A 22,749-nucleotide genomic window follows, 5' to 3' on the forward strand; every position below is an offset into this window, starting at 1 on the left:
GTCACACCGTCTCGGTGACCTTGTTGAGGTGGGGCGGCACGTCGGGGTTGTGCCCGCGCGCCACGGCCAGTGCATTGACCGCCTTGTAGAAGCTCTGCACCGCCAGCAGCGGCGTGCAGGCCGGATGCGGCGAGGCCGGCATCGGCAGGGCGTCGTCGCGGTGCGCGCCCGGACGCGCCAGCCAGACGGGCGCGCCGCGCTTGTGGAACTCCTCGACCACCGCGACCGTGCCGGCGCCGGTGTCGTCGTCCTGGGCAAACGCCAGCACCGGGAAACCGGGGCCGACGATGGCCATCGGGCCGTGCTTGACCTCGGCCGAGGAGAACGCCTCGGCATGCAGGCCGCAGGTTTCCTTGAACTTCAGTGCCGCTTCCTGCGCGGCGCCGAGGCCGAGGCCGCGACCGACCACGAACAGGTTGTGCGCATCCTTCAGGCCGTCGACCAGCGGCGACCAGTCCTGCGCCCAGGCGGCGCGCAGGGCCGCCGGCAACTCGTCGGTGGCCTTGAGCAGGGCGGCATCGCCGCTCCAGCGCGCGGCCAGCTGCAGCAGGGCGGCCAGCGAGCACAGGTAGCTCTTGGTGGCCGCGACGCTGGTCTCGGGACCGGCGCGCAGCGGGATCACGGTGTCGGCGATCTTCGCCAGCGGCGAATCCTCGACGTTGACCAGGGCCACGACGAGCGCACCGGCGGCCTTGGCGATTTCGGCATTTCGCACCAGGTCCGGGCTCTTGCCCGACTGCGAGATCGCCACGAACAGGGCGCCCTCCATGTGCGGCTGCACGGCGTAGACCGAGCCGACCGACGGCGAGGCCGAGGCGGTGATCAGGCCGAGCGTGGTTTCGAACAGGTACTTGCCATAGGTGGCGGCGTGGTCGGAGCTGCCGCGCGCGCAGGTGACGATGAAGCGCGGCGGGTCCTGCTTCAGCCGGGCGACAAGTGCATCGATGATGCCGGCATTGGCGGCGAACTGGCCGGCAACGACGTCAGCCGTCTGCTGCGCCTCGGCATGCATCCGGGTCGAGGTGGGGGTGATCATGCGGTGGTCCTGATGAGGTTTTGCTCGTCATTTCCGCGAAGGCGGGAACCCAAGGACGTTGCCTGTCGGGCAACGTCGACAGTCAGCGGAACGCCACGTCCATGGATTCCCGCCTTCGCGGGAATGACGGAGCGGGGAGCGGAAAAGGGGGGTCGGCCGGCAGCGCTCATTCGCTCTGCAGCTCGGCAACGAAATCGTAAGCATCGCCGCGGTAGAACGAACGCGTGTATTCGACGATGCGGCCGTCATCGAGGAAGGTGCGGCGCTCGATGAAAAGGCCGGGGCTGCCCTCGGCCAGGTTCATCAGCCGCGCCTGCTCGGCGTCGAAGGCGATGGCGCGCAGGCGCTGCAGCGCGCGGGTCGGGCGCAGGCCGAGCTTGGTGAAGGCTTCGTACAGCGAGTTCTCGACCAGGCCCGGATCGGCCAGCACCGACTGCGGCACCACGGTGCGCTCCAGCGCCAGGACCATGTCGTCGGCGATGCGCAGGCGGTAATAGCGCACGACCTGGGCGCCGGGCGACAGGTTCAGCGCCATGGCCTCGTCGGGCGTGACTTCGCCGACGCTGCGCTCGAGGAAGCGCGACGTCGGGTCGAGGCCGCGTGCACGCAGATCGTCGGTGAAGCTGGTGAGCTTGGAGAACGATTTGACGATGCGCTCGGCGACGAAGGTGCCGGCGCCCTGGCGCTGCATCAGCAGGCCGTCGCCGACCAGGCCGGCGATGGCCTTGCGCACGGTCACCCGCGACAGGTCGAGCAGCTTGCTCAGCTCGCGCTCGCTCGGCAGGGCCTGGCCGGCGGTCAGTTCGCCATTCTCGATGGCGTGCTGCAGGGTCCGGCGCAGGTGCTGGTAGGCCGGCGCGCGTCGCGCGTCGGCCTGGCGGCTGAACTCGTTGACCAGATAGTCCTGCATGGACAAAAGATACCAGTGAGATACCAATGACGGCAACCCGCCCAGGAATACGTATTCAGGACTCGACTAAAGTCGGGGGTTTGCGGACCTGGTATTTGACTGGTATCGTCACTGGTATGGTTCTGGTCTGGTTCTCTTCAGTGGTCCCCACCCCCTCCGCGCGGAGCGTCCCGTGAGCCCCTCCATCGCGCCGATGGCGCCCTTCGATCTGATCATCTTCGGCGGTACGGGCGACCTGGCCCTGCGCAAGCTGTTGCCGGCCCTGTTCCACCGCTATGTCGACGGCCAGATCGTCGCCGGGACCCGCATCTTCGGTCTCGCCCGCGACACGCTCGGCGACGACGCCTACCGCGAGCGCGTCCGCGAGGCGCTGCAGAAGACCCTTGCCGACGATCCGCGTTCGCCGGCGGCGCTGGAACCCTTCCTCGAGATGCTCGGCTACCGCCGCATCGACCTCAGTGCCGACACCGGCTGGGCCGAGCTGGCGGGAGAGTTGTCCGACGAGTCGCGGGTCCGCGTGTTCTACCTCGCCGTCGGCCCGGACCTGTTCGGCAGCGTCGGCGCCCGCCTGCAGGCGCATGGCCTGACCGGCGACAACACCCGCGTGGTGGTGGAAAAGCCGATCGGCCACGACCGCGCCAGCGCGGTGGCCATCAACGATGCCCTCGGCAAGGTCTTCGACGAATCGCAGATCTATCGAATCGACCATTACCTCGGCAAGGAAACGGTGCAGAACCTGATCGCGTTGCGATTCGGCAATGCCCTGTTCGAGCCGTTGTGGAAGGCCGAGCACATCGACCACGTGCAGATCACCGTGGCCGAGACCGTCGGCCTGGAGCGTCGCGCCAGCTACTACGACAAGTCCGGCGCGCTGCGCGACATGGTCCAGAACCACATCCTGCAGCTGCTGTGCCTGGTGGCGATGGAACCGCCGTCGTCGCTGGCCGCCGATGCGATCCGCGACGAGAAGCTGAAGGTGCTGCGTTCGCTGAGCCCGATCGAGAACGGCGCGACTTCACAGCTGACCGTGCGAGGCCAGTACCGCGCCGGCGCGGTCGAAGGCCGGCCGGTGCCGGGCTACCTCGAAGAGCTGGGCCGCAACGATTCGCGCACCGAGACCTTCGTCGCGCTCAAGGCCGAAGTCCGCAACTGGCGCTGGGCCGGCGTGCCGTTCTACCTGCGCACCGGCAAGCGCCTGACCGACCGAATGTCGGAAATCGTGGTCACCTTCCGCCAGGTGCCGCATTCGATCTTCGGCGAGCTGGCCGAACCGATTTACCCGAACCAGCTGGTCATCCGCCTGCAGCCCGACGAGGGCGTGAAGCTGTGGCTGATGAACAAGGTGCCGGGCCCGGGTGGCCTGCGCCTGCGCCGCGTGCCGATGGACCTGAGCTTCGCCGAGACCTTCGGCGGCCGCCAGCCGGAAGCGTACGAACGCCTGCTGATGGACGTGGTGCGCGGCAATCCGATGTTGTTCATGCGTCGCGATGAAGTCGAGGCGGCATGGGCCTGGATCGATCCGATTCGCGCCGCGTGGGAAGCCAGCGCCGAAGCGCCCAAGGCCTACACCGCCGGCAGCTGGGGCCCGAGTGCCGCGGTCGCGCTGATCGAACGCGACGGAAGGACCTGGCATGAAGACGCTGTCTGACCCCGTGCAAGCCGTCCTGCCAGCAGGCACGCAGGCTCAACGAATCCATGCGGAGCGATTCAAAGTGCTGACCCCGGATCCCCTGCCGCTGCGCGAGCATTTCTTCGATGACCGTGCCGACCTCGCCGCGGCCCTCGCCGAGGCGGTCGCCGCCGACCTGCGCGGCGCCATCGCCCGTCGCGGCCAGGCCCGCCTGGCGGTGTCTGGCGGCACCACGCCGCGCGCCTTCCTGATCGAGCTGTCGAAGCAGGCGCTGGACTGGTCGCGTGTCACCGTGGTGCCGGTAGACGATCGCTGGGTCGCGCCGGACCACCCGCGCTCGAACGAGCGCCTGCTGCGCGAGACGCTGTTCCAGGGCGACGCGGCGCAGGCGCAACTGCTGCCGCTGCGACGCCCGACCGCGACGCCGGAAAGCGCCTTGCTGCCGGTGCTCACCCAGGTCGCCAACGAGGCGCTGCCGCTCGACGTGGTGGTGCTCGGCATGGGCGAAGACGGCCACGTCGCTTCGCTCTTCCCCGATCTGGAGCGCCGCGACATCGGCCTGCAGCCCAGCGGCCGCGCGCCGGTGCTGGCGGTCCGCAGCGCCTCGGCGCCGGAACCGCGCATCACCCTGACGTTGAGCGCGATCTTCACCGCGCCGTCGCTGTACCTGCATATCGAAGGCGCGAAGAAGCGCGGCGTGCTCGACGGTGCCGCGCGTGACCCGCGCTCGAAGCTGCCGATCCGCTCGGTGCTGTCGGGTGCACCGGTCGTGCCGATGTTGTTCTGGAGTCCCTGAGAGGGACTGACCACCGGGAATCGAAGTCCATGCCTGCCCTGCACCCCGTAGTTGCCGAAGTCACCCAACGCATCGTCGAGCGCAGCCGCGACCGCCGCGCCGCCTACCTGGCGCGGATAGATGCCGCCGCCGGACGCGGGCCGCACCGTGCCACGCTCTCGTGTGGCAACCTCGCCCACGGGTTCGCCGCGTGCTCGCCCAGCGACAAGGCCGCGCTGCGCAGTGGCCACGCGCCCAACCTGGGCATCGTCAACGCCTACAACGACATGCTCTCGGCGCACCAGCCGCTGGAGCGGTTTCCGTTCCTGCTCAAGCAGGCCGCGCGCAGCGTCGGCGCCACCGCGCAGGTTGCCGGCGGCGTGCCGGCGATGTGCGACGGCGTCACCCAGGGCCGCGCCGGCATGGAGCTGTCGCTGTTCTCGCGCGAAGTGATCGCGCTGTCGACCGCCGTGTCGCTGTCGCACGACATGTTCGACGCCGCGCTGTACCTGGGCGTGTGCGACAAGATCGTGCCGGGCCTGCTGATCGGTGCACTGAGCTTCGGCCACCTGCCGGCGATCTTCGTCCCGGCCGGGCCGATGACCTCGGGCCTGCCCAACGACGAGAAGTCGCGCGTGCGCCAGCGCTATGCGGTCGGCGAAGCCAGCCGCGAAGAGCTGCTCGAAGCCGAAGCGCAGAGCTACCACGGCCCCGGCACCTGCACCTTCTACGGCACCGCCAACTCCAACCAGATGCTGATGGAGCTGATGGGCCTGCACCTGCCGGGCGCCAGCTTCATCAACCCGGACAATCCACTCCGCGATGCGCTCACCGCGCAGGCCGCGCGCCGTGCCGCGCAGATCACCGCGCTGGGCGACGACTATCGTCCGGTCGGTCGCATCATCGATGAGCGCGCCATCGTCAACGGCGTCGTCGGCCTGCACGCGACCGGCGGTTCGACCAACCATCTGCTGCACCTCATCGCGATTGCCGCGGCGGCAGGCATCGAGCTGCGCCTGGAAGACTTCGATGCGCTGTCCTCGGTGGTGCCGTTGCTGGCGCGCGTGTATCCCAACGGCAGCGCCGACGTCAACCACTTCCATGCCGCAGGCGGGCTCGCCTTCCTGATCGGTGAGCTGCTCGACGCCGGCCTCGCCCACGGCGACGTCGAAACCGTGGCCGGCCCCGGCCTGGCGCGCTATCGCGTCGAAGCCCTGCTGGCGCCGGAGCAGCAGGTCGAATACGTGCCGGCGACCGGACGCAGCGGCGATCCCACGGTCCTGCGTCCGGTTGCCGACCCGTTCCGTGCCGATGGCGGGTTGCGCGTGCTGCACGGCCCGCTCGGAACGGCCGCGATCAAGGTCTCGGCGGTGCCTGAAGATCGCTGGGTGATTGAAGCACCGTGCCGCGTGTTCTCGGAGCAGGGCCAGGTCAAGCACGCCTTCGAGCGCGGCGAACTCGATCGCGACGTGGTCGTGGTGGTGCGCTTCCAGGGGCCGCGCGCGAACGGCATGCCGGAACTGCACCAGCTCACGCCGACGCTCACCGTGCTGCAGAAGCGCGGCCACCGCGTTGCACTGGTGACGGACGGGCGCATGTCCGGCGCGTCCGGCCAGGTGCCGGCGGCGATCCATGTCAGCCCGGAGGCCGAGTGCGGTGGCGACATCGCCCGCCTGCGCGATGGCGACGTGGTTCGCGTCGATGCGCGCAACGGCAAGCTCGACGTACTGGTGCCGGCGGACGAATGGAAGCTGCGCGAGCACGCCAGCGCCGATCTGTCGGCCAGCCATGTCGGCATGGGGCGCGAGCTGTTTGCGGTGTTCCGCAATGCGGCCGCGACGGCGGACCTGGGCGGCGGCATCTTCGGTGCCGTCTGAACTGCGTCGCCCGGCTCACACGCTCCCGTCATTCCCGCGCAGGCGGGAATCCAGGGACGTTGCTGGTCGGCCTTACGTCCATGGATTCCCGCCTGCGCGGGAATGACGAATATCTGATAACTGGAGAACGCATAGATGGGCCTGCTTGAATCCGTACTGCACGTAGCCCCGGTGATGCCGGTGGTGGTGATCGAGGACGCCCGCCACGCCGTGTCGATGGCGCGCGCGCTGGTGGCCGGCGGCATCCCCGCCATCGAGATCACGCTGCGCACCCGCGCCGCGCTCGATGCAGTGCGCGCGATCGCCAGCGAAGTCGAAGGCGCGATCGTCGGCGTCGGCACGGTGCGCAAGCCGCAGGACCTGCTCGACGCGCAGCAGGCGGGCGCGCGCTTCGCCGTCTCGCCGGGCTCGACGCCGGACCTGATTGCCGCCGCCAAGGATTCGCCACTGCCGTGGCTGCCAGGTGCCGCCACCGCCAGCGAGGCGATGACCCTCTCCGAGCACGGCTTCATTTTCCAGAAGTTCTTCCCGGCCGAAGCCGCAGGCGGTGCCGCCGCACTGCGTTCCCTGCACGGCCCGCTGCCGGAGATCCGCTTCTGCGCGACCGGCGGCATCGGCGCGCACAACGCGCGCGACTACCTGGCCACGCCCAACGTCGCCTGCGTCGGCGGTTCGTGGATCACGCCGTCGCGCCTGGTGGCCGCGGAAGAGTGGGGCGCGATCGAAGCGCTGGCACGCGCGGCAACGCTGCTGCGCGCCTGAGGCACCTGCAAGCACGAGCGTGAAGGGCGCGCACACAGCGCCCGTCCTAGCATCGCCCCACTGTCAAAACGTGGGGCTTGCCATGAAACAGCCGTTGCCGGGCATCCGTCTGTCCGCAGTGTTCGTCGCCGTCGTACTGGCGCTGTCATTGCCCGCGTGCAAACGCGAAACCCCGCCGGCGGCGACCACGCCTGACAAGCCCGCAACCACAGGCCAGGGCGATCAGGCGACGCAGGCCCGCGCCATCGCCAAGAACGCCTACATCTGGGGCTACCCGATCGTCGAAAGCTACAAGTCGATGTATGCGCAGGCCATCGACGCCAACGGCCCCGACTTCCACGCGCCGTTCAACCAGATCGGCAGCGCCGCCAGCGTGGCGACGCCCAAGGACACGGCGATCATCACGCCGAACTCCGACACGCCTTACTCGTTCCTGTGGATGGACCTGCGCGCCGAACCGGTGGTGATCACCATTCCGGCGCTGGGCGAGAAACGCTATTTCTCGGTCCAGTTGATCGACATGTACACCTATAACTTCGCCTACATCAACAAGGCGCTGACCCAGGGCAAGGCCGGCAAGTACATGATCGCCGGCCCCGGCTGGAAGGGCGACACGCCCAAGGGCATCGACAAGGTGTTCCAGGCCGAGACGCAGTTCGCCTACGGTCTGTTCCGCACGCAGCTGTTCGCGCCGGACGACCTGGCCAACGTCAAGAAGCTGCAGGCCCAGTACGAGGCGCAGCCGCTGAGCGAGTTCCTCGGCACGCCGGCGCCGGCGCCGGCGGCGAAGATCGACTTCCCGACGTACGACGCCGCCAAGGCCAACGACCTTGGCTTCTTCGGCTACCTGAACTTCCTGCTGCAGTTCATGCCGCCCAATGCGGCCGATGCGGAAGCGCGCAAGCGCTTCGAGGCGATTGGCGTGGCCCCGGGCAAGCCGTTCGACGAAGCGGCGCTGTCGCCTGAAACTCGCCAGGCCCTGCTCGACGGCATCGCCGACGCCGACAAGGACCTGCAGACATTCGTTGCCACCAAGGTCAACACCGAGCAGGTGTCGAGCGCCGACATGTTCGGCACCCGCGAGTACCTCAAGGGCAACGACCTCTACCGCTTCGCCGGCGCCAAGCTCGGCATCTACGGCAACTCCGGCTCCGAAGCCGACTACCAGAGCTACTTCGTCGACGCCAAGGGCGCACCGGCGGATGCCTCGAAGCACGATTACGTGATGCGCTTTGGCAAGGACGGCCTGCCGCCGACCAACGCGTTCTGGTCGATCACGATGTACGACGGCAAGAGCAAGCTGCTGGTCGACAACCCGCTCAATCGCTACATCATCAACTCGCCGATGCTGTCCACGCTCAAGCGCGATGCAGACGGTGGCCTCACGCTGTACCTGCAGCACGCCTCGCCGGGCAAGGACAAGGAGGCGAACTGGCTGCCGGCGCCGAACGGGCCGTTCTACGCGATCCTGCGCAACTACAGCCCGGCGCCGTCGGTGGTCGACCACAGCTGGAAGAAGCCGTCGCTCGAACCCACGCGCTGACCACATGTAGCCCGGGTAAGCGAAGCGCACCCGGGGTCCGATGCGCATGAACCCCGGGTGCGCTTCGCTTACCCGGGCTACGGTCCTGCGCGGTGGCGTGGCTACTTCACTTCGACTACTAGTGTCTTCACGACGTTCTTGCCCGAGTTGACGGTGTCGTGCACCACCGGGCCGCTCCAAAGCGACTCGCCGGCCTTGCGGGTGGCCACTTCCGGCTTGCCGCCTTCCTTGGTCTGCGTCGCTTCGCCACCGGTGATGAAGTAAACCCAGTTGTCGCCGTGGGAATGCATGCCCGTGCTGGCGCCGGGTGGCATGGTCAGTTCCAGCACGCGGATCTTGTCGTTGTCGACCAGGACCTTGACGTTCTTGCCCGCGGTCTTGGCCATGTCCTGCGCGCTGGCGACCGGAACAAACAAACCCGCACAGGCGAATGCGACCAGGCACGCGGCCGGGATGATCATCGACTTCATGTTGGATTCTCCGTGGCTCGCCGCGAGCGCGAAGGTTCGGGGGTCAGGGCATGTCTGCAGGCATGGGTGAAGGCGGAGCGGTCACTCGCGGTTCGGTAGATCCCGACCTGCAGCGCACTTCCGCCCCGGGGCCGGGTAGCCGGGCGGACCTCGATGTGGCCCGGCACCTTCCGTCGGTGCCGTTTCGGTTGGCGTCCTCCGCATCGGGGGATTGCAGAGCCAGCCGGCCCAGACGTAAACGCCGGACCGTACCCGGGTAGGCCAAGCCCCCGACCGCCTAGTCGCCGATGCCGGACGCCTCGAGGGTCTCGTCCTCGACCTCGACGAAGCGCTGCAGCGTCAGTTTCTCCAGGCGCAGGCGCTGGACCACGGTCGAGAACGCCATCACCGACAGCACCCGCGTCGGGTCGCGTGCCCACGGTGGCAGGTAGCGCGGCGGTACGATCAGGCCGTTGTTGCGGTACGGCTCGAGCACGACGGTGTCGGCGACGGTGACGCGCCCGCAGAACAGCAGCGGCAGCAGCTCGCTGCGACCCTCGTGCAGGGCCTTGCAGATGAAGGCATAGATGCGCAGCACGCCTTCCAGGTAGGCGCCGTCCTTGGTGAAGCAGACCAGGCCGCCGACATGGCCGCCGCGGAAGATGCGCGCGGCGCTGCGGTAGCTCTCGACCTCGCTCTGCCCGGCCTCGAGGAAGCCGCGGAACACCTCGATGAAATCGGCGCCCTTGAGGGCCTGTTCCACCATCACCACGCGCAGCGCGACGCGGCGCAGGCGGGCGATGTCGATCGCACCGGTGATGATCTCGGAGAACGTCGCCAATCCTTCCTGCGCACGCGTGGTACGCGGCGTTCCGCAACCCAGCGAGGTCAGGTAGGGCTGGTGCTTGCCATTGAGCGCGGTCAGCGTGTGGATGAAGGCCTCGTGCTGGATCAGCTGCTCCAGGTCGCGCTCGGAGAACACCGCCGTCGCTCGCAGCGTCACCCGCTTGCTGCCGGCGGTGGCCTTGGAGGCCAGGTTCGGATCGAGCACCACTTCGACCTTGTCGTGGGTGAAGAACGGATCGATGCGCTCGCGCAGGCGGTGGGCGAATTCCGGTGCCTCGATGTCGACGGGGATCTCGGGAAGCAGCCGGTCGTTGATCAGCTCGTCGGTGACGCGCAGCAGGTCCCTGGCGACGTCGGCGTTGGTGGCGTCCTGGTTCTGGTAGAGGTGGTCAGGGCGGCCGTACAGCAGCGCCGAACAACGCGTGTACTCGGGCGTGCCGATCGCGCCGAGCATCTGCGCGGCGACACGGTAGCTCCATGCCGACTTGTACAGCCACATGCCCAGCGGGTGGCCGCGATCGATGCGTCCGAGCAGGTTGTCGAGGCCCTCGATCTCCGACGCCATTGCATGAGGTTGCGTGGGCGGTTGCGGCAATTCCGGGCAGCCGACACGCCAGCCGGCGAGGAAGCGTTCCTCCAGTTCCATCGGCCAGTCGATGGCCTTGAGCACGCGGATGCCGCGGCCGAGCTTGACCAGGGCGCGGTCCTGTTCGAACAGCGGGACCAGCGCCGGATCCTTCAAGGCATCGGGCGCGGGCGGGGCGGTGGGCAGGGCCGACATGCGGAGCTCCCCTCGGGCGAGGAATCGTGGCCGCAGCAGCCTGCGCGATGGCGCGATAAAAAAAGGTGACGGCGAATAGAGCAACGGCAGATGGATCCCGGCTTTCGCCGGGATGACGGTAAATGCGCCGGGATGACGCGAAGTCGCGTCAGCCCTTCGGTCGCGGCGGCGCCGTCGAGCCGCGTACCACCAGCTCGGGACTGAAGCCCTCGTTGGGCAGCGGCTTGCTCGGGGCGTGCTCGCGGATCTCCTGCAGCAGGCGGTGCGCGGCGTGGCGCGCGATCTCCTGCGTGGCCTGCTTGGCGGTGGTCAGCGCCGGCCAGCTCTGCTTGGAGAACGGGCTGTCCTCGAAGCCGGCGATCGACAGGTCGTAGGGCACGTTCATGCCGCTGGACTTGGCCGCCGCCAGCACGCCGGCGGCGATTTCGTCGTTGCTGCCGAAGATCGCGGTCGGCCGGTCGGCCAGCGCGAACAGGCGGCGGGCGCCGCGGAAGCCGTCGTCGAAGGAGTAGTCGCCTTCGACCACCAGGTCGGGGTCGAGGGTGATGCCGTACTCGCGCAGCGCATCCTCGTAACCCTTGTAGCGCTCCCACGACGAGCCGTGCGACTTGCCGCCCCAGAGGAAACCGATCCGGCTGTGGCCGAGCTGGATCAGGTGCTCGGTGATCTCGTAGGCGGCGTCGCGGTCGTCGACATAGATGCAGGCGCTGCCGTCCTGCGGGTCGGCGGCCGCCGAGACGATCCGCACCAGGCGGATGCCGTGCGCGACCAGTTCGGTCACCAGCTCGTTGCGCTCGGACATCGGCGGTGCCAGCACCAGGCCGGCCAGGCGCGAGTGCTGGACCAGGTCGATCAGCTCGCTGGCGAGATTGGGCGAGGACGAATCGCAGGGATGAATCTGCAGGCCGTAGCCGGTCTCGCGGCAGACCGACAGCACGCCGTTCTGCACGGCGATGACGTAATAGGGGTTGGGATTGTCGTAGACCAGCCCGAGCGCGTAGTTCTGCGCGCTGCGCAGGCTGCGGGCCGACGGGTCGGGCTGGTAGCCCAGGTCGTCGATGGCGCGCTGCACGCGCGCTCGCGTGCTGGCCTGCACGCTGGGTTCGTCGTTGATGACGCGCGAGACAGTCTTGAGCGACACCTCGGCGCGCTCGGCGACGTCTTTAATCGTGGGTCTGCGCACCGAAGCCTCGCGTGGCCGGAATGAACCGCCGCGTCCGGTGACGCGGCGTAAAGACGACTAGCCTAACCACCGCCGCCAGCGAAGTGAATCGCGGCGGCGGCAGCCCTTCATCAACCGTGCTGCGATGCCGCCGCACCGTTGACCACCGCCGAGGCGTGGCCAACGCTGTGGCCACGCAGCGCGAAGTACAGGATGTACAGGTAGCAGGGCACCACCAGCAGCAGGAACACCAGCTGGAAGTCGTAGTGCTGCTTGAAGTGCACGAACAGCTGCGGGATCACCGCGCCGCCGGCGATGCCCATGATCAGCAGCGCCGAGCCCTTCTCGGTGAGGCGTCCCAGGCCCTGGATGGCCAGCGGGAAGATCGCCGGCCACATCATCGCGTTGGCGAAACCCAGCGCCGCGACGAAACCGACCGAGACGTAGCCGGTGGTCAGGTAGGCGCCCAGTGCCAGCAGCACGCCCAGCACTGCCGAAATGCTCAGGTAGCGCTCCTGCGAGATGAAGCGCGGGATCAGGATCAGGCCGACGACGTAGCCCAGCAGCATCGAGCCGAGGGTGAAGCCGGTGAAGAACTTGGTCTCGTCCAGCGGCAGGCCGAAGGCCTGGCCGTACGTGCCGATGGCATCGCCGGCCATCACCTCGACACCGACGTAGACGAAGATGCACAGCGCGCCCAGCCACACGTGCGGGAACTGGAAGAGGCTCTTCTTCTCGCCGTTGTCGCCTTCGGAGTTGACCTCTTCGGCGCGCACTTCCGGCAGCGGCGAGTACAGGATCGCCACCGCCAGCAGCGCCAGCAGGCCCGCCATCACCATGTAAGGCGTGTGGATGCGCGCGGCGAACTCGTTGAGCACGGTTTCCTTGGTCGCTGCGTCAGCGCCTGCGACAGCGGCGGCGACGTCGCCCATGCCGTGCATCACCAGCGTGCCGATCACGTACGGTGCCGCCCAGCCGGCGAGCTTGTTGCAGATGCCCATCACCGCGATGCGCTGCGCCGCGCCCTCGATCGGGCCGAGGATGCTGATGTACGGGTTGACCGCGGTCTGCAGGATCGCCAGGCCGGCACCGATGATGAAGATGCCGCCGACTGCGCCGCCGTAGACGCGCGCCGTCGTGTACTGGCCGAACACGGCCGCGCCGACTGCCATCAGGAACAGGCCCAGCGCCATGCCCTTCTTCATGCCGGTCTTCTTGAGGATCACCGACGACGGCAGCGCCAGGCAGAAGTACGAGATGTAGAACGCGCTCGGGATCAGGAACGCGAGCGTCTCGCTGACATCGAAGGCGAGCCGGGCGAACGAGATCAGCGGGCCGTTGAGCCAGGTGACGAAGCCGAAGATGAAGAACAGGGCGCCGATGATCGCGATCGAGCCGTAATGGCTGCGCGGCCCGGCGACAGTGGTGGTGGACATGCTGGGTTCCCCTCCCAAGGAATGCGGTCAATGTCGCACGTTGACTCGTACGACATCCGTCGGCCAACGTTGTCACAAGTCGGGACGCCACGCCAGAGGCCCTTTCCTATAAGGCTTTCAGCGTCCGTCCGATGCCCAGCGCTTGCTGCGCCGCAACAAAAATCACCCCTGCCGACGCCTTGATTCCGGCCTTTCTGACAATTTCGTAACTTTCTGTTGACAACGTTGTCAGTGGCGAGCCAAATTCGGCCCGTGCCGGTGGGGAACCGGCGCCAGCGGAGGGAACATGCAGTGGGATTCGACGGAAACGCCAAGCCAGTCATGCCCTCTCGTGAGCGCGCAGCCCATGCGCGTCGTCCGCGGGTGAGCGCCGTGCCTACGCTCGTGCATCCCGATACCCGCTTCATCGCCGCCGACGTCGGCGGCACCCACACCCGCGTCGGCCTGGTCCGCGCCGGTGGTTCCGACGAATCGCACGTGGTGGTGCTGGCGCACCGCAAGTACGTCTGCGCCGACTACCCCAGCCTGGCCGCGATCCTGGCCGACTTCATCGCCGGCAACAGCGCCTGCGCCGGCATCGACCGGGTCGCCATCGCCAGCGCCGGCGTCGTCCTCGACGACGCGGTCATCAATTCCAATCTGCCCTGGCGCATTTCGCTGTCGCAGCTGCGCAGCGAGCTGCACCTGAGCGAGTTGCAGTACATCAACGACTTCCAGGCCGCCGCGCACGCCGCGCAGTGCATGGATCCGGGCGACTCGCTGCTGCTCACCCCGGGCGTCAGCGAAGCCGCCGCCGGCCCGGTGCTGGTGGTGGGACCGGGCACCGGCCTGGGTGCGGCGATCCGCATTCCGCATCGTGGCGGCACAGTCGTGCTGCCGACCGAGGCCGGCCACACGGCGTTTGCCCCGGGCAATGCGCGCGAAGCGGCGATGCTCGACTGGGCGCGCCAGCGCGGCCAGACGCATGTGCCGACCGAGCGTTTCGTTTCCGGCCCCGGCCTGGTGCACCTGTACGAGGCGATCTGCGCCATCGACGGCATCGAGCCGAGCCTGCGCGCCCCGGCCGCGATCACGGAAGCCGCCCGCCAGGGCGACGTGCCCGCGCGCGAGGCGGTGATGACCTTCTGCGCCCTGCTCGGCAGCGTCATCGGCGACCTGGTGACCATCAGCAGCGCCAAGGCGGTGTTCATCGCCGGCGGCATCCTGCCGCGGTTGAAGGACTTCCTGCCGCACAGCCAGTTCCATGCACGCCTGCTCGACAAGGGCGTGATGCACGCCGCGCTGGAGCGCGTGCCGGTGCGACTGATCGAGAACGAACGCCTGGGCGTCATTGGCGCCGCCAGCTGGTACCTCGAGCACACCTGCGAACAGCAGGCAGGCGAATGAGCAAGGTAAATCGCAGCAGAAGTCACAGGACAACGGAACCGGGCCGCGGCGAAAGCCGGGCGCGGACCAGGAAACTGGCTCCGTAACGCCGACGAAAGAATCGGCATCGCGGAGTCGCACACAGCCCGTGGGAGGGAGAGCAATGAAACTTCGCAAGTCAATGCTATCGGTGAGTATCGTCGCGGCGCTCGGCTTTGCCGGCACCGCCATGGCGCAGGACACGGCAACAACCACCGCTGCCGCCTCTTCGCAGGAAGCCAAGGACCTCGACACCGTCGTCGTCAAGGGCATCCGCGGCGCCATCGAGCAGTCGCTCCAGACCAAGCGCGATGACGTCACCCGCGTGGAAGTCATCACGTCGGAAGACATCGGCAAGATGCCCGACAAGAACGTCGCCGACTCGCTGGCGCGCGTTCCCGGCGTCAACATCAGCGCGGCCAGCGCCAACGAAGGTGCGTTCGACGAGAACGACCGCGTCTCCATGCGCGGCACCAGCCCGAGCCTGACCCAGACCCTGGTCGACGGCCACAACATCGCCTCGGGCGACTGGTTCGTGCTCAACCAGACCGGCACCGTGGGCCGCAGCGTCAGCTACTCGCTGCTGCCTGCCGAGCTGGTCGACAAGGTCGTGGTGCGCAAGTCCTCCGAAGCCAAGCTGGTCGAAGGCGGCGCGGTCGGCAGCGTCGACATCCAGACGCGCAACCCGCTCAACTTCGATGAAGGCTTCAGCATCTTCGGTTCGATCGGCGCCGTGTACGCCGACCAGCCGAGCAAGACCGACCCGCAGATCTCGGTCCTGGGCAACTGGAAGAACAGCGACGGCACCTTCGGCCTGACCGTGCAGGCGTTCAGCGAAGAGCGCCACCTGCGCCGCGACGGCCAGGAACTGCTGGGTTACGAGACGATCGGTGCAGGCACCGCGGCGGGCATCGCCCATCCGGACCTGGTCGGCGTGTACTTCCCGGTGCTGATCGGTTCGGCCCTGTTCGAGCAGGAGCGCAAGCGCACCGGCGGCATGTTCTCCGCGCAGTGGAAGCCCAGCGACACCGTCGAGCTGGAAGCCAACTACTTCCGCTCCGACATGGAAGCCGACAACTACAACCGCAACTACATGCTGTGGGGCCGCCGCATCATCAACGGCTCCGGCGGCACCGACATCGGCCAGGTGCCGCTGCCGGGCTACGTCGTGCGCAACAACACCCTGGTGGCCGCGCAGTTCGCCGCCACCCCGGGCCAGGATCATGCGTTCGGCATCTACGACATGATCAACCGCCCGAACTCGGAGTCCTCGGCTGAGTTCTTCAGCGTCGACGGCAAGTGGGACGTCAGCGACAAGCTGACCTTGAAGGGCCAGGCCGGTACCTCGGAAGGCCACGGCAAGACCCCGACCCAGGACGTGATGGAGTTCGACACCGGCATCAACACCGGCGCCGCGTGGAACATCCACGGCGTCGGCGCGGCCGACTGGAACCTGGGCACGGCCAACACCGCCGCCCCGGGCACCGCCAACACCGACTTCCGCCTCGACTGGGTCTTCGGCGACAACGACATCGACGTGGAAGACAGCGAAGACTGGGGCCAGATCGACGGCACCTACTTCGTCGAGGGCAGCACCATCTCCTCGGTCGACTTCGGCGTCCGCAGCGCGCGCCACGAGCGTGACCTGCCGCAGGTCACCGGCCAGGGCCCGGGCCCGGGTGCGTTCGATCCGGCCAACTGGCCGCAGAGCTTCCGCGATTACCCCAGCGACTACGCTGAAGGTTTTGGCGGCAACTTCCCGCGCGACATCTGGTACTACTCGGCCGACGACCTGCACCAGTTCGGCAGCAACTTCAGCAACCGCGACCCGATCAGCCGCTTCCGCTACAACGCGGCGTACGGCCTGAAGGAGCGCAGCGACGCCGCCTACGGCCAGCTGAACTTCCGCGGCGACCGCTGGACCGGCAACTTCGGCGTGCGTTACGTGCGCACCGAGGAAGAGGTCAAGAACTACGTCCAGACGACGGCGCAGGATCCGGAGGCCATCACCACCTCGGCATTCGGCCCGTACAAGCCGATCATCACCAAGAACGAGTACAACGACTGGCTGCCGAGCGCCAACTTCAAGTACGACATCAATGACGAGACCGTGCTGCGCCTGGCCCTGTCCCGCACGCTGACCCGCGCCGACTTCTCGGCACTGGCCGGCTCGGTCAGCCTGAGCCCGCCGGCGAACGTCGGTGGCGTGGGCACCGGCACCGGTGGCAACCCGAACCTCGAGCCGATCCTGTCGACCAACTTCGACGCGACCTGGGAGTGGTACTACGGTGAGCGTTCGCTGGTGTCGGCTGGCGTGTTCTACATGGACATCGACAACTACGTCTCGCTGGGCAACGTCCGCCAGTCGTTCTTCACGATCGACAACCTGCACCCGCAGGGCGCCGACGTGCCGTACGACCTGGCCGTGCCGGTCAACACCAACGCCAAGGTGAAGGGCTTCGAACTGGCCTGGGAACAGCCGCTGAGCGACAACTTCGGCGCGTTCGCCAACTACACCTACGCCGATGGCGAAGCCGACAACCCGGACGACGGCAACCCGGCCACGGTCGAGACCGACGCGATGCTGGGCACCTCGGAGAACACCATCAACGTCGGTGCCTACTTCGAGAACGAGATGTTCAACGCCCGCGTGAACTACACCTGGCGTGACGAGTTCTTCAGCGGCCTGGATCGCGCGTCTGCCTTCTGGCAGGACTCGATCGGTACGCTGTCGGCCTCGGTGGGTTGGAAGATCAACGAGAACATGTCGCTGCAGCTCGACGCCATGAACCTCAACAACCCGAAGATCGCCTACTTCGCAGAGAACAAGGACCGTCCGCGTTCGATCTACGAGAACGGCCGCCAGTACTACCTGAACTTCCGCTTCAACTACTGATCCTCCGGTAGTAGTGATGTAAAAAAAGCGGGCCCGGTCATGCCGGGCCCGCTTGCTATGCGACAGTCACCGGCGGCGCCGATCAACCATCGGTGCTGCCCGCAGATGAGAAGAGGGATCGATGAAACTGCATCCAGTTCTGACCGCCGTCGCCGGCGTGACCATGGTCATCGGCCTGTCGGCCTGCAAACGCGACGCGAACGCCCCCGAAGGCCCGGCCGCCGCCAGCAGCGCCACGCCCGTCACCTCCGCCGCAGCGACGCCGGTCATTCCGCGCCCGGCCAGGGTCGAGCTGGGGCAGGGCCGCTTCGTCCTCGATCCCGACGTGCGCATCTCGGTGGTCGGCGGTGATGCCGAAGCCACCCGCATTGCCAACGATTTCGCCGCGCGACTGAAGCAGTCGCGCGGCTTCGCCCCGGCCGTCGGCACCGATGCCGCGAAGATCACCTTCCAGCTCGATCCCAAGGCCGCGCTGCCCAGCGACGAGGCCTACACGCTCGACGTCACCACCAATGGCGTGAAGCTCACCGCGCGCGCACCGGCCGGCCTGTTCTATGGTGCCGTCACGCTGTGGCAGCTGGCCACCGGCGATGGCGCGCAGGGCACCGCCGCGATCAACGCCCAGCACATCGAGGACGCGCCGCGTTTCCAGTGGCGCGGCATGATGCTCGACACCGCCCGCCATTTCCGCAGCGTCGACGAGGTCAAGGCGCTGCTCGACCAGCTGGCGCTGCACAAGATCAACACCTTCCACTGGCATCTCACCGACGACCAGGGCTGGCGCATCGAGATCAAGCAGTACCCGAAGCTGACCGGCGTCGGCGGTTGCCGCATCCCGGCCGGCGCCGCAGGTCGCGATGACAAGGGTCAGCCGAAGCCCTACTGCGGCTTCTACACCCAGGACCAGATCCGCGACGTGGTGAAGTACGCCGCCGAGCGCTACATCACCATCGTTCCCGAGCTCGACCTGCCCGGCCATGCGCAAGCCGCCATCGCCGCGTACCCCGAGCTCGGCGTGACCGGCAAGGCGCCGCCGGTATCGCCCGACTGGGGCGTGCACACCTGGCTGTTCAACACCGAAGACGGCACCTTCACCTTCCTCGAGAACGTGCTCGACGAGATGATGGCGTTGTTCCCCGGCAAGTACATCCACCTCGGCGGCGACGAGGCCGCCAAGGACCAGTGGCAGCAGTCCGCCGCGGTGCAGGCCAAGATCCGCGAACTCAAGCTCAAGGACGAGATGCAGCTGCAGAGCTGGTTCATGGGCCGCCTGGGCAACTACATCGAAACACACGGCCGCCGCCTCATCGGCTGGGACGAGATCCTCGAAGGCGGTCCGCCGGCTGATGCCACCGTGATGTCCTGGCGCGGCACCGACGGCGCCATCGAGGCCGCACGCGCCGGTCACGACGTGGTGCTGGCGCCGGCGCCGGACCTCTACCTCGATCACCTCCAGAGCGACCTGCCGGACGAGAACCCGGGCCGCCTCGATGTGTTCGGGCTGAAGCAGTACTACAGCTACAACGTGGTGCCGCCGCAGCTCAATCCGGACCAGGCCAGGCACGTGCTCGGCGCCCAGGCCAACCTGTGGACCGAACACCAGCGCACCAACGAGCGGATGCAGCGCGCGGTGTTCCCGCGCGTGGCGGCACTGGCCGAGAACGTCTGGACGCCCGACAACCGCCGCGACTGGCAGGACTTCCTGCGGCGCATGGTTCCGGACATGGCGCGTTATCGCGCCAGCGGCTTCCACGCCTCCGACAGCGCCTTCGCCGTCGCCTTCGCTGCGGCGCCGGCGGCGGACGGCAAGGGCACGCTGACGCTGTCCAACCAGACCGCGTTCGGCGAGATCCGCTACACCACCGACGGCAGCGAACCGACGACGACGTCGCCGGTCTACAGCCAGCCGCTGAGCGTGGCCCTGCCGACGACCGTCACCGCCAATGCCTTCGCAAACGGCATCGCCCTGGCCGCGCCGCGCAAGTTCGCCGTCGACCTGCGCAGCCTGCGCGCACGCGGCAGCCATGCCTTGGAATCGTGCAAGAAGGGCCTGGCGCTGCGCATGGAAGACGACGCACCGGCCGCAGGCGAGGGCAGCGAGCGCGCCCTGTTGCTGGCCGACGTGTTCGATCCGTGCTGGGTCTACAACGACGCCGACCTCGATGGCATGACCCGCCTGGAAGTGCGGGTGGGCCAGTTGCCGCACAACTTCCAGCTGTGGCGCGACGCCAAGCTGGTGGTCACGCGTCCGGCCAGTATCCCGGGCGGCGCCCTGGAAGTGCGCGTGGACGGTTGCGAGGGCAAGCCGGTGGCGACGCTGCCGCTGGCCCCGGCGCGCAAGTCCGATGGCCTGACCACGCTGCAGGCGACGCTGCCGGCCACCACCGGCAAGCACGACCTGTGCTTCATCTTCGCCTCGGGCGAGTACAACCCGATGTGGGTCGTGGACGAGGTCGCCCTGCTGCCCTGAGGCACGGCGGCCCGCCCGGCCGCCCCCGCAGTTTTGCCAGTGCTGCCCTCCGGCTTGCCGGGGGGCGGCCAAACGGTCAAACCGCACGCGCCGAGCGTGACGCGGCGCGGCAAATGCGGGTTAGGATTGGCCCGTTACAGGGGACCCCACACATGCTTGCTCGAAGCCTACTCATGACGGCCCTGCTGGCCGCCACCGGCGCCGTGTCGGCGCAAACCTTTCCCAAGCCCGCGGAGTTCTACTTCGCCGCCGATGCCAACACCGTCAAACCGGTGGTGGCGGTGCGCGAAACCGGCGACGTGGCGATGCAGAAGCTCATCAAGATCGTCGAGCGCAACCCGCATGCCAAGGCCGAGGTCGGTCAGCTCGCGCACATGGCGATGGACGCCGGTCGCGTCGAGCTCGGCCGCCAGCTCTATGGCCGCGCACTGGGCGCGATCGACCGCAGCGACGGCCTGTGGCGTGCGGTCGTATGGAACTACGGCTGGGACCTCTACCGCGCCGGCGACAGCGAGAACGCACTGCAGCAGTGGCGCACGCTGATGGAAGCGCGCGGCGTCACCGCCACCTGGATCCCGCCGACCTTCGCCCTGGCCCTGTGGTCGGTGGGCCGCAAGGACGACGCCGTGCAGTGGTACGCCGCCGCCGTGCGCAGCGAACCGCAGCAATGGAACACGCCGAACCAGTTCGCGCGCCTGCTGCCGGAATGGCGCGAGGAAGAGCGCGCGACGCTCGCCGAAGTGCAGGCGGCCTGGGCCGCCAATCCGCCGAAGTGGCCGTGATGGCGTAGGGCCTACGGCCCTACGCTTCCTTCGACTTCGGGCCTACGGCCCTACGCTCAGGACGAACGGTGCATACCCGGCCCGTTCGTCCTGAGCGTAGCGGCGCAGCCGCGAAGTCGAAGGACCCATCCGCCCCCGTATCCCCGCCAATGGGCAAACCGGCACAGTCTCCACGCCCGCCGCCCGCGCTAGGATGCATTTTTCCCGCGCGGGTCCTCCGGCAATGCGTCTGCTGTTCACCGCTGTCCTCCTGAGCCTTCCCTTCTCCGCCATGTGCGCCGATCGCATCACCGGCAAGCCCTTCGCCACCCGCAGCGAGGTCTACGCCCCGCATGCGATCGCCGCGACGTCGCACCCGCTGGCCACGCAGATCGCGCTGGACGTGATGAAGAACGGCGGCAACGCGATCGATGGCGCGATTGCCGCCAACGCCGCGCTCGGCCTGATGGAGCCGACCGGCAGTGGCGTCGGTGGCGACCTGTTCGCGATCGTCTGGGATCCCAAGACGAAGAAGCTCTACGGCTACAACGGCTCGGGCCGTTCGCCGAAGTCGCTGACGCTGGCCGAGTTCCAGCGCCGCGGCCTGACCGACATCCCGCCGCACGGCCCGCTGCCGGTGACGGTGCCGGGCGCGGTCGATGCCTGGTTCGCGCTGCACGGCCGCTTCGGCCGCAAGCCGATCGCCGACGACCTCGCCCCGGCCATCCGCTACGCGCGCGAAGGCCACCCGGTGCACGAAGTGATCGCCTACTACTGGGGCCGCAGCGTGCCGACGCTGTCGAAGTTCCCGGGCTTCACCGAGCAGTTCACCGTCGATGGCGGCGGTACCGGTAAAAGACGCGGCCCGCAAACGGGCGAGATGTGGCGCAACCCCAACCTCGCCAACACCCTGGAGAAGATCGCCAAGGGCGGCCGCGACGCGTTCTACAAGGGCGACATCGCCCATACCATCGATGCCTACTTCAAGGCCAACGGCGGTTTCCTGAGCTACGAGGACATGGCCTCGCACCAGGGCGAGTGGGTCGAGCCGGTCAGCACCAACTACCGCGGTTACGACGTGTGGGAACTGCCGCCCAACGGCCAGGGCATCGCCGCACTGCAGATCCTCAACCTGCTCGAGCCCTACGACATGAAGTCGTATGGCTTCGGCAGCCCCGAGCACGTGCACCTGTTCGCCGAGGCCAAGAAGCTCGCCTTCGCCGACCGCGCGCGCTGGTATGCCGATCCCGAGTTCGTTGGCTCGTCCGCCGCCTCGACGGTGAAGAAGCTGATCTCCAAGGACTACGCCGCCCAGCGCCGCAAGCTGATCTCGATGGACAAGGCACTCAAGGAAGTGCAGCCGGCCACGCCGAAGGAACTCGATGAAGGCGATACCATCTACATGACCGTCGCCGATGCCGACGGCATGATGGTCTCGCTGATCCAGTCCAACTACCGCGGCATGGGCAGCGGCATGGCCCCTCCGGGCCTGGGCTTCATCTTCCAGGACCGCGGCGAGCAGTTCGTGCTGAAGGAAGGCCACCCCAATTCGTTCGAGCCGGGCAAGCGCCCGTTCCACACCATCATTCCGGCGTTCGTCACCAAGGGCGGCAAGCCGTGGCTGAGCTTCGGCGTGATGGGCGGCGCGATGCAGCCGCAGGGCCACGTGCAGATCCTGCTCAACCTGATCGACTTCGGCATGAACCTGCAGGAAGCCGGCGACGCGCCGCGCATCCAGCACGACGGCAGCACCGAACCGGCCGGACAGGCGACGGTGATGAGCGACGGCGGCGAGCTCGACCTGGAAAGCGGCTATTCCTACGAGACCGTGCGCGCGCTGATGCGCAAGGGTCACTCGGTGCGCTTCGCCGACGGCCCGTACGGCGGCTACCAGGCGATCATGGTCAATCCCAATGGCGGCTACGTCGGCGCCAGCGAATCGCGCAAGGACGGCCAGGCCGCCGGTTACTGAGTCCGTGGCGTGACGCTGCGGCGAACCCGCAGCGTCACG

At 67.9% G+C, this 22,749-nt stretch carries 16 protein-coding genes; 10 read left to right on the top strand and 6 right to left on the bottom strand.

Translation table 11 applies throughout. From position 1 onward, the window contains the following. Position 1: 1 nt before the first annotated feature. Positions 2-1,036, bottom strand: a complete 1,035-nt coding sequence (locus ACFOPO_RS04570; RefSeq protein ID WP_386701380.1) for an SIS domain-containing protein — start codon at positions 1,034-1,036, stop codon at positions 2-4. Positions 1,037-1,202: 166 nt separating this feature from the next. After that, entirely contained in the window at positions 1,203-1,946 is a 744-nt protein-coding gene (locus ACFOPO_RS04575; protein ID WP_241917760.1) for a GntR family transcriptional regulator, read from the bottom strand. Positions 1,947-2,139: 193 nt separating this feature from the next. Between ACFOPO_RS04575 and zwf the strand changes: the two genes are divergently transcribed. The 5 genes from zwf (at position 2,140) to ACFOPO_RS04600 (ending at position 8,533) form a co-directional block, all read left to right on the top strand. Then, the gene (gene zwf, locus ACFOPO_RS04580; RefSeq protein WP_386702666.1) at positions 2,140-3,594 is read left to right on the top strand and encodes a glucose-6-phosphate dehydrogenase; all 1,455 of its coding nucleotides are present in this window, start codon (positions 2,140-2,142) and stop codon (positions 3,592-3,594) included. A 64-nt stretch (positions 3,595-3,658) separates the two neighbouring features. After that, positions 3,659-4,372: a 6-phosphogluconolactonase gene (gene pgl / locus ACFOPO_RS04585; RefSeq protein ID WP_386701383.1), complete on the top strand. Its 714-nt coding sequence runs from the start codon at positions 3,659-3,661 to the stop codon at positions 4,370-4,372. Between the two features lie 29 nt (positions 4,373-4,401). Then, positions 4,402-6,228, top strand: a complete 1,827-nt coding sequence (gene edd, locus ACFOPO_RS04590) for a phosphogluconate dehydratase (protein ID WP_386701385.1) — start codon at positions 4,402-4,404, stop codon at positions 6,226-6,228. A 135-nt stretch (positions 6,229-6,363) separates the two neighbouring features. Beyond that, on the top strand, positions 6,364-6,990 hold the full coding sequence (gene eda / locus ACFOPO_RS04595) for a bifunctional 4-hydroxy-2-oxoglutarate aldolase/2-dehydro-3-deoxy-phosphogluconate aldolase (protein WP_386701387.1): 627 nt from the start codon (positions 6,364-6,366) through the stop codon (positions 6,988-6,990). 82 nt (positions 6,991-7,072) lie between these two features. Continuing rightward, a complete protein-coding gene (locus tag ACFOPO_RS04600; RefSeq protein ID WP_386701389.1) occupies positions 7,073-8,533 on the top strand; it encodes a DUF1254 domain-containing protein in 1,461 nt (486 codons plus the stop codon). 101 nt (positions 8,534-8,634) lie between these two features. On the opposite strand, the gene ACFOPO_RS04605 is transcribed toward ACFOPO_RS04600, so the two are convergent. The 4 genes from ACFOPO_RS04605 to ACFOPO_RS04620 all read right to left on the bottom strand — a co-directional run bounded on the left by ACFOPO_RS04605 (position 8,635) and on the right by ACFOPO_RS04620 (position 13,207). After that, a complete protein-coding gene (locus ACFOPO_RS04605) occupies positions 8,635-9,003 on the bottom strand; it encodes a hypothetical protein (RefSeq protein ID WP_386701391.1) in 369 nt (122 codons plus the stop codon). A 277-nt stretch (positions 9,004-9,280) separates the two neighbouring features. Beyond that, entirely contained in the window at positions 9,281-10,609 is a 1,329-nt protein-coding gene (locus tag ACFOPO_RS04610) for a flavohemoglobin expression-modulating QEGLA motif protein (RefSeq protein WP_386701393.1), read from the bottom strand. A 148-nt stretch (positions 10,610-10,757) separates the two neighbouring features. Then, positions 10,758-11,792 (bottom strand): LacI family DNA-binding transcriptional regulator, encoded by a 1,035-nt coding sequence (locus tag ACFOPO_RS04615; RefSeq protein ID WP_386701395.1) that lies wholly within the window; start codon positions 11,790-11,792, stop codon positions 10,758-10,760. A 110-nt stretch (positions 11,793-11,902) separates the two neighbouring features. Beyond that, entirely contained in the window at positions 11,903-13,207 is a 1,305-nt protein-coding gene (locus tag ACFOPO_RS04620; RefSeq protein ID WP_386701397.1) for a sugar MFS transporter, read from the bottom strand. Between the two features lie 372 nt (positions 13,208-13,579). Between ACFOPO_RS04620 and ACFOPO_RS04625 the strand changes: the two genes are divergently transcribed. The 5 genes from ACFOPO_RS04625 to ggt all read left to right on the top strand — a co-directional run bounded on the left by ACFOPO_RS04625 (position 13,580) and on the right by ggt (position 22,710). Further along, on the top strand, positions 13,580-14,593 hold the full coding sequence (locus ACFOPO_RS04625) for a glucokinase (protein WP_386701399.1): 1,014 nt from the start codon (positions 13,580-13,582) through the stop codon (positions 14,591-14,593). 142 nt (positions 14,594-14,735) lie between these two features. Then, positions 14,736-17,507: a TonB-dependent receptor gene (locus ACFOPO_RS04630; RefSeq protein ID WP_386701401.1), complete on the top strand. Its 2,772-nt coding sequence runs from the start codon at positions 14,736-14,738 to the stop codon at positions 17,505-17,507. Positions 17,508-17,628: 121 nt separating this feature from the next. Next, on the top strand, positions 17,629-19,977 hold the full coding sequence (locus tag ACFOPO_RS04635) for a family 20 glycosylhydrolase (protein WP_386701403.1): 2,349 nt from the start codon (positions 17,629-17,631) through the stop codon (positions 19,975-19,977). Positions 19,978-20,150: 173 nt separating this feature from the next. Further along, positions 20,151-20,759, top strand: a complete 609-nt coding sequence (locus tag ACFOPO_RS04640) for a tetratricopeptide repeat protein (RefSeq protein WP_386701405.1) — start codon at positions 20,151-20,153, stop codon at positions 20,757-20,759. A gap of 223 nt (positions 20,760-20,982) precedes the next feature. Beyond that, complete coding sequence (ggt, locus tag ACFOPO_RS04645) at positions 20,983-22,710, top strand: gamma-glutamyltransferase (RefSeq protein ID WP_386701407.1); 1,728 nt, start codon at positions 20,983-20,985, stop codon at positions 22,708-22,710. Positions 22,711-22,749 lie beyond the last annotated feature (39 nt).

The sequence above is a fragment of the Lysobacter sp. GCM10012299 genome (assembly GCF_042649405.1).
Lineage (GTDB): Bacteria > Pseudomonadota > Gammaproteobacteria > Xanthomonadales > Xanthomonadaceae > Lysobacter_J.